Here is a 12855-nt window from a genome sequence, read left to right as displayed (position 1 = left end):
CTTCTACAACCACCAGCGCCGACACAGCGCGGCGGGCATGATGAGCCCGATCAACTACGAGAACACCGCGGCCCCCGACCGGGAAGCCGCATAGGGAAGCCCTCCACGATTCGGGGGGAACCACACGGGTGGCACCCCCCTGGATTTCGGTCATTCATCTGGGTTTCGCGGTCATTCCTGATCGTGCGTGTGCCCTCACATGATGGTGCCATCTCGCAACGCACTGAAGGAGCGAACGATGAAGACAGACTCGACGCCCGCGGTGGGCTTCATGAACTACGCCGGTGAGCCTCCGAAGAACTACGAGCGGTATTTCGTCCCGACCATTGGCACGGCCTGGGCTACCGCTCTTCTCGAGGTGGCTGGGCTGAGCAGAGGTGAGCGGGTGCTGGACGTCGCGTGCGGTACGGGAGTTGTGACGCGGCGTGCGTCGGAGCTCGTTGGCCCGGAAGGCAACGTGGCCGGGTTGGACGTCAACCCGGGAATGCTCGCGGTCGCCCGATCCGTATGCCCAACCTCGATCGAGTGGCACGAGGCCAGCGGGGAGTCCATCCCGTGTCCGGACGCTTCGTTCGATGTCGTGACGTGCTCGCTGGGCCTGCAGTTCGTGCCGGACCGATCTGCGGCCATGCGCGAGATCCACCGCGTGCTCGCCGACGGCGGACGTGTCGCGACCGCGACTGTCGGTCCGACCCCCCCGGTCTTCGAGATCCTGGCGCAGGCCCTCGCCCGTCACGTGAGTCCGGAAGTGGCCGGATTCATGCGCCACACCTTCTCGCTGCACGAGCATCAGGAACTGCGTGACCTGGCCGAGGGCGCCGGTCTGCGATCGGTCTCGGTGCAGTCCAAGCCGCTGCGCGTCATTCTTCCGCCGCCAAGCGAGTTCCTGTGGCAGTACGTGCACAGCACACCGCTGGCCGGGCCGGTTGGGGAGATCGGCGAGGACGCGCGTGCGGCGCTGGAGCGGGACGTCACGACCGCCTGGCACACCTTCCTCGACGGTGATGCTCTCCGGCTCGACGTCAATGCTGTGTTGACCACTGCGCGGAAATGAACCAGCAGAGCCCGGTGGCACAGAACGGACCCGAGCAGTTCCACGCCAGCTTCCCGAGGCGTTCAACTCAGTACGATCGACAGTGCGTCCAACTGGACGGAACGGACGCACCGCCGGGCAGCAGTTCCAGTCAGGGAACGGCGTACGGCGTTCCTGTGCAAGCGCCGCGGCCGTGCAGCGAGGAGCACCGGAAGCCGATCGCTCATCGGCACGACCGCCCGCGCTGCGGCACTGAGCGTGCGTCTCCTAGCGCGCGCAGAGCGGCATAGGTCGGGCGTTCCGTAACCGCCCTCAGAGCGGCAGAGTCCGTGCGTTGGAGTCCGCCGCACGACCCGGACCTTAAGACGAGTGCTGTGACGTCGACCCGGGCGACTACATGCGATGGGAGCTCCTGGCGGAGGACTTCATCAAGACCGCCGACGTCGTACAAAGCCCGCGCGGCGTCCTGACATTGCACGAAGCCACCGATGGCCAGCCCGAACGAAGTCCGATCTACGTCGAGGTGATGACCCCCAACGGCATGGCACAAGAGCTCCTGGTCGCGCTGCGATCCTCCACCGGCGAGAACTGGGGCACCACGCGCCTAAACCGTGCGCCGGGCGACCCGATGTTCTCCGAGCACGAGATCAACCTCATGTCAGCTGCCGCGCCACTGATCGCCGAGGGAGTCCGTCGGGGACTGCTGGTTGGGGAGGCCACCGAGCCCGAGCAACCGGATGCCCCGGGCCTGGTCGTCCTGACGCTCGACGGTGAAGTGGAGTCGCTGAGCCCCGCCGCGGGTGAATGGTTCTCCCGCCTTCCCGATGACGACGGACGCCAAGACGGGGTGCCGACCAGTGTCCTCGCGGCCGCCACCGCAGCGCTGCGCGACGCCGAACACAGCAAGGCCGGCGGCGGAGCGACGGCGCGGGTACCGATGACCAACGGACGCTGGGCCGTCGTCCAGAGTGCGGTCACGGGCACGAACAGGGACTCGAGGGTGACGGTGATCGATCATCCAGCCGGCGCATCCCGACCGGATCGCGCCGCTGCTGATGTCGACTATGGGCTGACAGTGAGGGAGCACGAGGTGACCCAGCGGGTACTGCGGGGCGGTTCCACGACCGAGCTTGCCAAGGCACTGGGGTTGTCCCCACATACCGTGCAGCAACACCTCAAGAGCATCTTCGAGAAGACCGACGTGAACAGCCGCGGCGAACTCGTCGCCAAGGTCTACTTCGACTGCTACGACCTGCGCACCCGTGACAACCGCAAACGGATACAGGACGAGCAGTACATCCGCGGCGGCCCGAAGGTCCTCACGTAGGGAGAGTCACTTGGAAAAGAAGGACCCATCGCTGCGGCGTTGAACACGACCTGGATTCCGGTCCATGCCAGAGCCGTTTCCTGTATCGGGCCGGGTCATCGCCGCCAGGTAGGACCGCCAGTCGCCGTACCCGGTGATGTCGGTGGCGCCACCGACCGCGTCCGTCGTGCACCCGAAGCCGACGACTGTTCGCCCGTCGGCCAGATCGACCGGGCCGAGCATCATCGGGGCCGGCAACTCGGCGAGGAATCGTCCGAGGGCGCCGGTCGACAACTGCCACACCTCGCCCGGTATCTCTGCGCCGCTGCTGTCGGCGACCCGAGCCAGCCCAGGCTTCGGCGGCGAGGTCGCCAACACTGCGAGCCGGTAGGACGCCGTGGTGGCCGCCGTCCCGACCCATCGCGCTCCGAGCCGGCGCAGTTCATGCTCGAGCGGCTGGCCGACCAGGTGGGCGCCCACCACGAACAGGTCCACAGCCGGGGCACCGGCGCGGACCGGCCATGGGTCGGCTGGCGGCAGTGCGGGGGCGGCAGTGGGCCCGGCGAGGTCGCGGAGATCTGGCGGCGCCACCATCACCCGTTGGGCGAGGTCGAGCGCGACCGCGTCGTGGAAGGGCCGTGCCACCACGGTCACGCCGAACTGGGCGAGAGAGCCGTCCGGTTCGGTGACACAACCCGCAGGGACCGCGACAGCGCAAAGGTCGAAGAGGTTGCAGAAGTTGGTGAACGTTCCGACCCACGCGTTCACCCCGACCGGGTCCGCGGCGACGGCGGCCCGGGTCGGGTGGCCGGGGGCCGTGGGGATCAGCAGCGCGTCGCGTCCGGCCCACAGCGCAGAAGCGCGCGCCTCCAGCACGGCGAGACGCTCCAAGTCCTGTGTCATGGTCGACCCGGTGTGGGCTGCCGCGGCACCGATGATGGCGCTCACCGTCGGGTCGACGGCCGGGTCGTCCCGGTGCGCCTCGATGAAGGCACCGACCGCGGCGTGCCGCTCGGCGACGAGCGCTCCGTCGTAGAGAAGGCGTGCGGCCGCCAGGAAATCGGCGAAGGGAATCGCGTCCACGGTGCAGCCCTGCGCCTGGAGTCGGTCGGCTGCTGCTGTGAAGGCATCGGCCCAGCCGGGTGCGAGCGAGCTGAGGTCGTCGGGAACGGCGACTCGGGCCGCCGTCGGCGCCGCAAGCGGGATGTCGGCCGGCCAGGTCCGGGTGTCGGCTCCGCCCGCCATCGCGCCCATCGCTGTGTTCGCCGTGTCCAGGTCGCGCGCGAGGATCGTCACGGCGTCCCAGGACCGGCACGCCGGCACCACGCCCGAGGTCGACACGGTCCCCAGCGTCGGCTTGATCCCGACGATGCCCTGGAACGCGGCGGGGACGCGTCCTGAGCCGGCCGTGTCGGTGCCGATCGCGATGTCGGCCATGCCGAGCGCCACCGCCACAGCCGACCCCGAACTCGAGCCGCCCGACACGAAGTCGGGCCGCCGCGAGTCGCGCACCCCTCCGTACGGAGAGCGCTGGCCCACGAGGCCGGTCGCGAACTGGTCGAGGTTCGTGACACCCACAACCGTGGCACCCGCCGCGCGCAGGCGTGCCACAGCCGAGGCGTCCTCGCGCGCGGGGCCGTCGGCGAACGCGGGGCAGGCCGCGGTGGTGGCGAACCCCGCGACGTCGACGTTGTTCTTCACGGCGAGGAGCAGGCCCGCGAGCGATCCGCCCGCCGCAACGCGGTCCGAGTGTTCGGCTGCGGCCTCGGGCTGCGGGACTACTTCGATGAACACCTCCGGCCGGCCGGCCGCGATCGCGGCGTACGCCGTCGGAATCCGTGCGGAGGACGCGCCGCTCATGCCGCGACCTCCTGGGCCGGTGCGAGCACGACCAGCGCGTCGCCCGGTGCCACCTGGGAGCCGGGAGTCGCGAGCACCTCGGTCACGATGCCGGCGTGCGGTGCCGTCACGGGTGCCTCCATCTTCATCGCCTCCAGCACTGTGAGGACGTCGCCTGCGGCAACGGTGTCTCCTACGCCGACCCGCACCTGCCACACGTTCGCCACGAACGGGGCGTCCACGCGGGCTCCGCCTTCCGGGACCAGGACATCCGCGGCCTCGGGGACTGCGGCGCCCGCTGCTGCCTCGGCGCGGTCGAACTCACCCGATGCCTCCCACGCATAGCGCTCGGCGCCGAACGCCGACTGCTGGCTCGCCTTGAAGGCGGCGATCGACTCCGCGTTGTCGGCCAGGAACTGCTCGTGCTTCGCCAGGGAGAACTCGCCGTCGGTGATGTCGAGCGAGCCTCGCCCTGCAGCGATGTCGGCGCGGAGGTCGAGGAGCTCCTCGGGCGAGACGGGGTACCAGCTGATTCGGTCGAAGAACCGCAACAGCCATGGCGTCCCCTCCTCGAAGCCCCCCGGCGTGCGGTGGCTGCTCCAGACCTGGATGGTCCGGCCGACGAACTGGTAGCCGCCCGGCCCCTCCATGCCGTAGATGCAGAGGTAGCTGCCGCCGATCCCGACCGAGTTCTCCGCGGTCCATGTCCGGGCCGGGTTGTACTTCGTCGTGACCAGCCGGTGGCGCGGGTCGAGCGGGGTCGCAACCGGGGCACCGAGGTAGACGTCCCCGAGACCGAGGACGAGGTACGACGCGTCGAAGACCGTCGCGTAGACGTCGTCGACCGACGGGAGACCGTTCACGCGACGGATGAACTCGATGTTCCAGGGACACCACGGGGCATCATTGCGGACGCCTGCCATGTACCGCTCGATGGCTTCGCGAGTGGCCGGGTCGTCCCAGCTCAGTGGCAGCCGGACCGAGCGGCTCGGCACGACGAGCTCGGACACGGCAGGAAGTGTCGCCTCGAGCTCGTGGAGCAGGTCGACCAGCTTCGGGACCGGCAGCACGTCGGGGTCGACGTGGACCTGCAGCGACCGAATCCCGGGCGTGAGGTCGACGATGCCGGTGAGCCCTCCGGCGCGTTGCTCGTCCAGGGCGGTGTGCAGCGCGTGCACCCGGGCGCGCAGGCGGAGGTCCAGCACGAGGTCGCCGTACTCGACGAGGACGTTGTCGTCGCCGCTGCGGCGGTAGACGACCGGTACGTCGCCTTCGAGCCGGCAGAGGACTCCCGCGTCACCGTCGCCCGCGGCGTCGTACGACGGCAGCGCCAGCACGCGGCGTGAGGGTGCTGCCGCGAGCCGCACGGGTACGAACCGCACGGTGTCGCCGGGTCGAAGCTGGCCGAGCTTCCAGCGGTCCGCGGTCACCACCGTGACCGGGCAGACGAACCCACCTAGGCTCGGACCGTCGGGCCCGAGCAGGATCGGGGTGTCACCGGTGAAGTCGAGCGCGCCGACCGAGTATGCGTTGTCGTGGATGTTCGACGGGTGGAGGCCAGCCTCCCCGCCGTCCGCGCGTGCCCACGTCGGCTTCGGGCCGACCAGACGGACTCCGGTGCGGGCAGAGTTGAAGTGCACCTCGTAGTCCGTGCCCAGGATCTCCTCGATGTCGGACCGCGTGAAGAAGTCAGGCGCGCCATGTGGGCCTTCCGTGACCGCCAGCTCCCAATGGCTTCCGAAGACCGCCCGTTCCGCCTCGGCCACCGGTCCCCCGGCTACGACCGGCGCGTCCAGGGTCGTGCGGAGAACATCTCCGGGTCGGAGCGCCCGCCCGCCGTGCCCACCGAAGCCGCCGAGCGTGAAGGTCGCCGCCGAGCCGAGGTAGGAGGGCACGTCGAGGCCGCCCTCGAACGCAACGTAGGTCCGCAGTCCCGCGGTGGTATCACCGATGTCGAGCAGGGCGCCAGCCGGCACGTCCACCGGCTCCCACATCCGGACCGGTCCACCGTCGATGGTGACGGCGGCGGGCGCGCCGGTGACGCAGACCGTCGTCGCATGGGTGAACCTGAGCGCCGGACCGCCCGCGGTGCACTCGAGGCCGGCGGCATTCTCGTGATTGCCGATGGCGCGGTTGGCCAGCCGCAGCGAGCGCTCGTCCATGGCGCCGGACGGTGGCACGCCGACCTGCCAGAGCCCGGTGCGGCCCCATGCGTCCTGGACGGTTGTCATCAGGCCGTGGCGTTCCACGAAGATGCGGGGCTCGGGGTCGCGCTCGGCGGGCACCATGTCGTCGAGGGTGCGCGTGGTGTGGGTGACGGACCGGAGCTCGGCGAGCCCGGTGATTGCGCGCAGCATTCCGAGGTTGACCTCGATACCGTCGATCCGCGTGTCGTTGAGAGCCGCGCCGAGCCGGTCCAGCGCGGCCTCCCGATCGTCGGCGGCGACGATCACCTTGGCAAGCATGGGGTCGTAGGCCGTCGGCACATCCGTCCCGGTCTGCACCCATGCGTCGACGCGGACCCCGTCGCCGGACGGGAAGTCGACCCGGGTCAACAGGCCGGCCCCCGGCCGGAAGTCCAGCCTCGGATCTTCGGCATACACGCGTGCCTCGACGGCGGCACCGGACACCGGCACCTCTCCCCTGTCCCCGCCGCCGACGTAGGGGTCGAGCATCGTGGTGTCGCCAGCCGAGAGCCGGAGCATCCAGTCGACGAGGTCGACCCCGGTCACCGCCTCGGTCACCGGATGCTCGACCTGCAAGCGGGCGTTGACCTCCAGGAAGGAGGCCTCGCCCCGGTCAGCGTCGTACACGAACTCGACGGTGCCCGCCGATCGGTAGCCCAGCGACCCGGCGAGGTCGCGCGCCGCACGGTGAAGCTCCGCGCGAAGCGCGTCAGGCAGCAAGGGGGCAGGTGCCTCCTCCAGGACCTTCTGGTTCCGCCGCTGGAGAGAGCAATCCCGGTCACCGAGGGAGACCACACGGCCGGTCCCGTCCCCGAAGACCTGGACCTCGACATGACGCGCGCGGTCGACATACCTCTCCGCGAAGACACCCGACGACCCGAAGCTGGTCTCGGCCATGCGGGTGACGCTCGCGAATCCAGCGACGAGCTGCGCGCGGTCACGGCAGACGATCATGCCGATCCCACCCCCGCCGCCGGTGGCCTTGAGGATGACCGGGTAGCCGATTCCGCCGCTCGGATCCTCGACGAGCGCGACCGCCTCCTCGGCATCGCGCAGCAGGCCGGTTCCCGGGAAGACCGGTACACCGGCCGCTGCCGCCGCCTCGCGGGCGGTGTGCTTGGCGCCGAAGACCCGGAGCTGTTCGGAGGTCGGGCCGACGAACGCGAGACCGGCTGCCTCGACCCGCTCGGCGAAACCGTCGTTCTCGGAGAGGAACCCGTAGCCCGGGTGAAGCGCCGTCGCCCCGGTGGTCGCAGCAGCAGCGAGCACGGCGTCGGCCATGAGGTAGGACTGCGCCGGTGGCGTCGGGCCCAGGAGGACCGCCTGGTCGGCCATCCGCACGTGCGCAGCGCCGCGGTCGACCTCGGAGAAGACCGCGACAGTGAGCCAGCCGGTGGCCCGGGCGGTGCGGATGATCCGGCAGGCGATCTCGCCGCGATTGGCGACGAGCAGAGTGCCGGTCTCGGCGGTCTCAGACATTGGAACTCACGATCATCTGGGCGCGGCTCGGGTCGAAGCCGTTGCAGGGGTTGTTGACCTGGGGGCAGTTGGAGACGAGGACGAGGGTGTCCTTCTCCGCGCGCAGGCTCAGCGAGAGTCCCGGCGCCGAGATGCCGTCCACGATCCCGAGGGCACCATCCGGGTCGACAGGGACGTTCATGAACCAGTTGACGTTGGGGACGTGGTCGCGCTTGCCCATGCCGTAGCGCGAGAGCTCGCGCAGGAAGTTCTCCGCGCATGCATGCTGCGGGTAGGTGTGGTGGCCGTAGCGGAGCGTGTTCGACTCCTTGCTGCAGGCGCCACCGAGGGTGTCGTGGCGGCCGACCTCGTCGGCGACGACGGTCAGCAGAGGGGCGTACTCGTTGTCGCGCAGCACCGAGCCGGTCGTGAGGAAGACCGACTCCTGGCCCTGCAGCGTGGCCTGTGCCGAGTAGGCGCGGGAGGTGTCGTGCGCGTCGTACGCGAGGAAGTCGACGGCCTGGTTGCCGTCGAGGTCGACGATCGCCAGGACCTGCCCGGCGGCCAGCGTGTAGGACCAAGGGGCGCGCGGGCGCACCGTCTCGCGGTGGATCTCGGTGGAGGTCGTCGGTCGGGAGCTCACAATCCCAGCCCCTTCCGGTAGTCGAGGGTGTTCTCGAACCCGCGCCGCCCTTCCGGGGTTGCGTGCCAGCTGTCGTCGGCCGGACCGGTCGGCGATCCTTGCCACGCGGTCACCTGCAGCGGCGACACGGTGTACGCCGGCCGCGGGTCGATCGGGTGCGGGGCGTTGGCCACCAGCACCACAAGTGGAAGCTCCGCGCGCAACAGCACGCTCCGCCCGGCACCGGCCGATCCCTTCCAGACCGGTCGTCCGTCGGCATCGATCCGCACGCCCTTGAAGAACGAGACCGACGGCGGGAGGTCGCGCCGCCCGAGCCCGTGCTTGACGCCACCGAGGAGGAGCAACTCTCGCCCCGCCGGCGAGGGGCCCTCGGGCGAGCCGTCGCCGTAGCGTTCCTCATTGCGAGCCTGCGACGAGGTCCCGTACATCGTGTCGTGCATGCCCGATTCGTCCGCCAACACGGAGGCGAGCACTCGCCCCTGGTCGGAGAGCAGGAGATAACCCGGCCCAGCGTAGGCCTGCCACTGCACCTTGACGGTGTCGGCTACGTTCAGCCGCTCCCACGGCTCGAGCGCGTTGAAGAGCAGCAGGTGCGCGCAGGCGTCGCCCTCGACGTCGGTGAGTCGGATGGTGGTGCCGACCGCAACCCGCCGGTGGGCATAGCCGCCCCTGGCGACGAGATCGGACCACACCACGTCCTCGGGCGCGACCCCTTCCGGCGGTGGCGCGGATGCGGCGGGAACCGTCGGTCGGATCCGGTCGCCGCGCGCGAGCGACTCTGTCTCCTGGGCGCGCGCATGGTCCCGGGCTCCTGCGGTGGTCGCCGTCTCGGAGGGGGCGGTGGTGGGCATCATCAGGCGGGCTCCTCTGTCGACTTTCGATCAAACGACAGAAACTCTGCATGTCGTGACGACCCGGCACCAGCATCCGGTCGTTAACTCTGCGTAACACCGCTCGAGTAGGTTCGGCGCATGGCGAAGTTGGGACGACCGCGCGCAAAAGGGCCGTCAGAGTCGGGACGGTCGACCGAGGAGGACATCCTCCTAGCGGCAGCGAAGCTCTTCACCGAGATCGGCTACGGCAGCACCAGCACCCACCGGCTCGCCGACGAGGCCGGGCTGTCCCAGGCGACGATGTACCACTACTTCGCCGGCAAGAAGGACGTCCTGCTGGCGCTCCTACTCGAGACCGTGAGGCCGTCCGTCACGTTCGCCCAAGCGGTCGTGCCACGCCCCGAGCCCACTGCGGCCCGCATCTGGGCACTCTGTGCGTACGACGCTCGCCTACTTCTGTCAGGACGCCACAACGTCGGCGCGCTCTACCTGGTGCCCGAACTGTCGGACGACCACTTCACCCCCTTTCATGCCGAGCGGAAGAAGCTCTACATCGCCTACCGCAAGCTGGTCGGCGAGGCACTCGGGCTCGGCGCCCGCGAAGCGCATCCCCTGGCTAGCGCGGCATTCGGGCTCGTCGAGTCAGTGATCCTCCGGCGGCGGACCGAGGGTCGACTGCCGCAGTCCACGCCCCCGCTGATCGCTGACAGTGCGTTGCGGATCCTGGGGCTCGACCCAGTCACGCACTCCGCGGGGGACGCACTGGTCGAGGAGATCGGCGCCGAACTACCTGTCGATTAACAGAAACGTCACGAAGCGGCGCGATGCCGCGAAACCTGGTGGCGGCTCAATGGTGACCAGTTTCTATCGATCGACCGAAAAGCGGCGCGGTCGATGGGCATCACCGACAGGAGCCTCCCGTCATGATCATCACCGGAGTCGGACTCACCGTCCTCCTCGTCCTCGTCGTCGGCATCGCGGTCGCACGAAAGGTCGACGGCGACAGCGCCAATTACCTCGTCGCCGGCCGCCAGCTCGGCGTACCCCTCGTCGCTGTGGCACTGGGCACCGCGGCCGTCGACAGCAACGCCACGATCGGCAACACCGACCTCAGCTCATCCTTCGGCTTCTGGGCCGGCGCCTCCCTGGCCCTCGGCCTGGCGGTCTGCCTGCTCATCGCCGGCATGTTCCTCGCCGCGCCCATGAACCGGATGGGCCTCTTCACCCTCGCCGACTTCTTCGCGCGGCGCTACGACCGGCGGATGGAGGTGCTTGCCTCCATCCTGATGATCTTCGCGTTCACGATCCTGCTGGCGGGCAACATGGTGGCCTGCGGATTCCTCTTGGAGTACTTCACGAGCATGCCCTACGAGCTCGGCGTGGTCCTCGCCATCTGCCTCGTGCTCGCCTACACGGTGGGCGGCGGCCTGTTCTCCGACGCCTACACCGCGGTCATCCAGGCCGTGATCACCGTCATCGCCACGGCAGCGCTCTTCCTTTGGTTCGCCGCCGAGTACGGCATCGCCATCCCAGACGGCCTCGGCCCGTTCGACCTCGGTCAACTGACCGACAGCGCGCAAGGAGCACCGATCAACTGGGCAACGCTAATCGCACTCGGCATCGGCGATCTGGTCGCGATCGACTTCATGCAGCGCATCTTCGGCGCCAAGAGCCCCGCAGCCGCTCGCCGGTCCTGCTTCATCGCCGCCGGCGCCACCGCCGCGATCGGCACGGTCTGGTCGCTGGTCGCCCTCAGTTCCGTCTCAGCGCTGGGGCTCAGCACTGCCGACGGCCCTGTCATGTTCCAGCTGCTCGACGGCTACGCGCCAGCGATCCTCGCGGTGCTTGTCCTCTCCGGGGTCGTGGCGGCGTCGTTCTCCACTGCATCCGGCGCGGTCCTCGCCACCTCGGCCGTTGCGGTCCGGAACCTTGCGGGCGTCACCCGCGAGGTCGCGCCCGGGCACGCCGACCCGCTGCTCAAGTGGACCCGCGTCGCGATGCTGCCAGTCGTCGCCGTTGGCGCGCTCCTGGCCGTCCGGGTCAGCCAGACCGGCATCCTGCTGACCCTGGCCTTCGACCTGATGCTGGCCTGCCTGGTGGCACCGTTCGTGCTCGGACTGTTCTGGAAGGGCGCCACCACCACCGGAGCACTGGTCGGCACGACGGTCGGGCTCACGGTCCGGATCGTGTTGCTGGCCCTGACGCCGACGATCTACGGCCTGCCGAACGACATCCTCTACATCGACAACTCGGTCGTGGGCGCGGGCCTCGACGGATGGGTGACCCTCATCGCCTTCGCGGCCGGCATCGGATCCTTCGTGAGCGTCTCCGCGCTCACGGCGAACCACGCACGCGAGGAGGTCGAGCTGCGGCACGAGGACCGACTCGCCCCGGCGCCCGCCTGACCGACCGTTCCGTATATCGATACGATCGATTCGTTTATCGGAACGACCGGCGATCGGTGTCCGTTGGGTCGAGCGGGACCATCTGAATGTCAGCAGCTCAATGTGGAGGGTTTGCGCATCACTGCGCTGTTGACCGAGAACCAGACCGTCGCTGAGGTCGCATCCCGCTACGGCGTGCACCGCTCCTGGGTGTACCGCCTCAAGGCCCGCTACGAGGAGGTCGGCGAGGCTGCCTTCGAGCCGATCTCGAGGCGTCCGAACAACTCCCCGAACGCGACACCACCGGCGACGATCTAGCTGGCGCTGCGGCTGCGCAAGGAGTTGGCCGAGGCCGGTCACGACGCCGGCGTGGACACCGTGCGCTGGCACCTCGAACACCACCACCAGCTGGCGTTGTCACGGGCGACGGTCCACCGGATCCTGGTCCGGAACTCGGCGGTGGTCCCGGACCCGTCGAAGCGACCGAAGTCCTCCTACCTGCGGTTCGAGGCCGAGCAGCCCAACGAGACCTGGCAGTCCGACTTCACCCAATATCGGCACACCCCACCCGACGGCACTCCCGGCGTCGATGTCGAGATCATCACCTGGCTCGATGACCACTCCCGCTACGCCCTGCACATCAGCGCCCACACCCGTATCACCGCACCGATCGTGCTCGCCACGTTCACCGAAACCGCAGGCCAGCACGGCTATCCGGCGTCCACGCTGACTGACAACGGCATGGTCTACACCGTCCGGTTCGCCGGCGGCCGCGGCGGCAAGACCAAGCTCGAGGTCGAGCTCCGACGACTCGGGATCACCCAGAAGAACTCCCGTCCCAACCACCCCACCACCTGCGCAAGGTCGAGCGGTTCCAACAGACGATGAAGAAGTGGCTACGCGCCCAGCACGTCCAGCCCACCACCCTGGCCGAGCTGCAAGCCCTGCTCGACCAGTTCCGCAGCGAGTACAACACCCAGCGTCCGCATCATTCCCTGCCTCACCGGGCCACCCCGGCAGCCGCTTATGCAGGCCGTCCGAAAGCCGGACCCGGTGACCGCAGCAACGACACCCACGACCGCGTCCGCGAGGACCGCGTCCGCGAGGACCGCGTCCGCGAGGACCGCGTCCGCGAACTCACCCGGGAACTGGCCTGACGGCCTTGCTCTCGAC

The 12855-nt window shown here is 69.4% G+C and carries 11 protein-coding genes; 7 read left to right on the top strand and 4 right to left on the bottom strand.

What is annotated here, in order from left to right:
• Nucleotides 1–238 precede the first annotated feature (238 nt).
• Both D0Z08_RS30785 and D0Z08_RS30780 read left to right on the top strand, forming a co-directional pair.
• Nucleotides 239–1054, top strand: coding sequence for a class I SAM-dependent methyltransferase (locus tag D0Z08_RS30785; RefSeq protein WP_182481596.1), 816 nt, complete (start codon nt 239–241; stop codon nt 1052–1054).
• Nucleotides 1055–1559: 505 nt separating this feature from the next.
• Nucleotides 1560–2360 carry a helix-turn-helix transcriptional regulator gene (locus tag D0Z08_RS30780; RefSeq protein ID WP_182481595.1) on the top strand — a complete coding sequence of 267 codons (801 nt, stop codon included), beginning with the start codon at nt 1560–1562 and terminating at the stop codon, nt 2358–2360.
• 6 nt (nt 2361–2366) lie between these two features.
• On the opposite strand, the gene atzF is transcribed toward D0Z08_RS30780, so the two are convergent.
• Genes atzF through D0Z08_RS30760 form a run of 4 tightly spaced genes read right to left on the bottom strand, consistent with a single transcriptional unit; the run spans nt 2367 to nt 9319 of the window.
• Nucleotides 2367–4199, bottom strand: a complete 1833-nt coding sequence (atzF, locus tag D0Z08_RS30775) for an allophanate hydrolase (protein WP_118929101.1) — start codon at nt 4197–4199, stop codon at nt 2367–2369.
• Entirely contained in the window at nt 4196–7843 is a 3648-nt protein-coding gene (gene uca, locus D0Z08_RS30770) for an urea carboxylase (protein WP_118929100.1), read from the bottom strand. The genes atzF and uca overlap by 4 nt, the downstream gene beginning before the upstream one ends.
• Nucleotides 7836–8465: an urea amidolyase associated protein UAAP2 gene (locus D0Z08_RS30765; protein ID WP_245994671.1), complete on the bottom strand. Its 630-nt coding sequence runs from the start codon at nt 8463–8465 to the stop codon at nt 7836–7838. The genes uca and D0Z08_RS30765 overlap by 8 nt, the downstream gene beginning before the upstream one ends.
• Nucleotides 8462–9319 carry an urea amidolyase associated protein UAAP1 gene (locus tag D0Z08_RS30760; RefSeq protein ID WP_220454469.1) on the bottom strand — a complete coding sequence of 286 codons (858 nt, stop codon included), beginning with the start codon at nt 9317–9319 and terminating at the stop codon, nt 8462–8464. Before D0Z08_RS30760 ends, D0Z08_RS30765 begins: the two co-directional genes overlap by 4 nt.
• A gap of 117 nt (nt 9320–9436) precedes the next feature.
• Here D0Z08_RS30760 and D0Z08_RS30755 point away from each other — a divergent pair, with 117 nt between their 5' ends.
• The 5 genes from D0Z08_RS30755 (at nt 9437) to D0Z08_RS30735 (ending at nt 12839) form a co-directional block, all read left to right on the top strand.
• Nucleotides 9437–10099: a TetR/AcrR family transcriptional regulator gene (locus tag D0Z08_RS30755; protein WP_118929099.1), complete on the top strand. Its 663-nt coding sequence runs from the start codon at nt 9437–9439 to the stop codon at nt 10097–10099.
• Nucleotides 10100–10221: 122 nt separating this feature from the next.
• Nucleotides 10222–11703, top strand: coding sequence for a sodium:solute symporter family transporter (locus D0Z08_RS30750; protein ID WP_118929098.1), 1482 nt, complete (start codon nt 10222–10224; stop codon nt 11701–11703).
• Between the two features lie 111 nt (nt 11704–11814).
• A complete protein-coding gene (locus tag D0Z08_RS30745; protein WP_182481594.1) occupies nt 11815–12000 on the top strand; it encodes a helix-turn-helix domain-containing protein in 186 nt (61 codons plus the stop codon).
• A 51-nt stretch (nt 12001–12051) separates the two neighbouring features.
• Complete coding sequence (locus tag D0Z08_RS30740; RefSeq protein WP_182481593.1) at nt 12052–12570, top strand: DDE-type integrase/transposase/recombinase; 519 nt, start codon at nt 12052–12054, stop codon at nt 12568–12570.
• A complete protein-coding gene (locus tag D0Z08_RS30735) occupies nt 12567–12839 on the top strand; it encodes an integrase core domain-containing protein (RefSeq protein ID WP_118929095.1) in 273 nt (90 codons plus the stop codon). Before D0Z08_RS30740 ends, D0Z08_RS30735 begins: the two co-directional genes overlap by 4 nt.
• Nucleotides 12840–12855: the final 16 nt, after the last annotated feature.

It is taken from the genome of Nocardioides immobilis (assembly GCF_003515065.1).
GTDB lineage: Bacteria > Actinomycetota > Actinomycetes > Propionibacteriales > Nocardioidaceae > Nocardioides > Nocardioides immobilis.
Note: the sequence above shows the minus strand (reverse complement) of the source record. Positions and strands in the feature narration are given on the sequence as shown.

Excerpts from the sequence above, each read along its gene's own strand:
- D0Z08_RS30785 (WP_182481596.1), top strand. The coding sequence starts at position 239 with ATGAAGACAGACTCGACGCCCGCGGTGGGCTTCATGAACTACGCCGGT.
- D0Z08_RS30780 (WP_182481595.1), top strand. The coding sequence starts at position 1,560 with ATGACCCCCAACGGCATGGCACAAGAGCTCCTGGTCGCGCTGCGATCC.
- atzF (WP_118929101.1), bottom strand. The coding sequence starts at position 4,199 with ATGAGCGGCGCGTCCTCCGCACGGATTCCGACGGCGTACGCCGCGATC.
- uca (WP_118929100.1), bottom strand. The coding sequence starts at position 7,843 with ATGTCTGAGACCGCCGAGACCGGCACTCTGCTCGTCGCCAATCGCGGC.
- D0Z08_RS30760 (WP_220454469.1), bottom strand. The coding sequence starts at position 9,319 with ATGATGCCCACCACCGCCCCCTCCGAGACGGCGACCACCGCAGGAGCC.
- D0Z08_RS30755 (WP_118929099.1), top strand. The coding sequence starts at position 9,437 with ATGGCGAAGTTGGGACGACCGCGCGCAAAAGGGCCGTCAGAGTCGGGA.
- D0Z08_RS30750 (WP_118929098.1), top strand. The coding sequence starts at position 10,222 with ATGATCATCACCGGAGTCGGACTCACCGTCCTCCTCGTCCTCGTCGTC.
- D0Z08_RS30735 (WP_118929095.1), top strand. The coding sequence starts at position 12,567 with ATGAAGAAGTGGCTACGCGCCCAGCACGTCCAGCCCACCACCCTGGCC.